At 47.6% G+C, this 859-nt stretch carries 2 protein-coding genes; both read left to right on the top strand.

Annotated features, from left to right (window positions below; genetic code table 11):
- On the top strand, nt 1-559 hold a 559-nt coding region (locus tag A3751_RS17120; protein WP_197466446.1), incomplete at its 5' end, for a TOBE domain-containing protein.
- A gap of 69 nt (nt 560-628) precedes the next feature.
- On the top strand, nt 629-859 hold a 231-nt coding region (locus A3751_RS17115), incomplete at its 3' end, for a globin domain-containing protein (protein WP_231876923.1).

The following is an 859-nucleotide window of genomic DNA, read 5'->3' as shown; positions in this document are numbered from 1 at the left end:
CTTTAAGTCTAGCTCGAGTACGCCCATTTTTTACGTTTCACACTCAATCGATGAAATTGCGCAACTCGCGGACGACATACTGCTTATGCAACAAGGAGAAGCCGCGTACCTTGGGCCAGCCTTACAAACATTTGCCGAACACAGCGCACTGTTCGATCAGGAGCAGCTTGCATCCGTATTTGAAGCCACAATCACCGAGCTCGATCAAGAAAACAGCCTGTCAAAAGCAGAAATCAAAGGCTCGCAAACTGGGGCGCCAATCGCTGTCTGGATAGGCGAGCAAGCGCTTTCCGAGGGGCAGAAAATCCGTCTGAGAGTAACCGCACGCGACGTCAGTATTAGTCGGTTCCCAAACACCGAACAAAGTATCTTGAACGTCCTGCCAGCTAGAATAAAAAACATCAAACACACAAGCGAAAGTCACTCCGTGCGCATCAAGCTCGCTATTGGAGACAATACGCTTCATGCGCTCATCACCAAACGTTCGTTAAAAAAGCTGAACTTGAAGATTGACCAAGAGGTCTGGGCACAAGTAAAAGCACTGTCTATTTTTGACTAGTGACAGTTTGCAGCTTTCCGGATTCTAGACTAGCTTCCTAACCACTTATCGTTGATTGGAGCCTGCTACATGGCCATTACGGAAGCACAGAAAAAGCTCGTTCAAGCCAGCTTTGCGAAAGTCGAGCCTATTGCAGATGCCGCAGCCGAAATCTTCTACAACAAGCTTTTTACCTATGACCCGTCCTTAAAGCCTTTGTTCAAACACGACATGAAGGGTCAGGGTAAGAAATTGATGACGGCGCTTAAGCTTGCAGTAAAGTCCCTTGATGATCTCGATGCGCTTGTTCCAGTGCTTGAA

This window comes from Oleiphilus sp. HI0080, from assembly GCF_001635135.1.
Note: the sequence above shows the minus strand (reverse complement) of the source record. Positions and strands in the feature narration are given on the sequence as shown.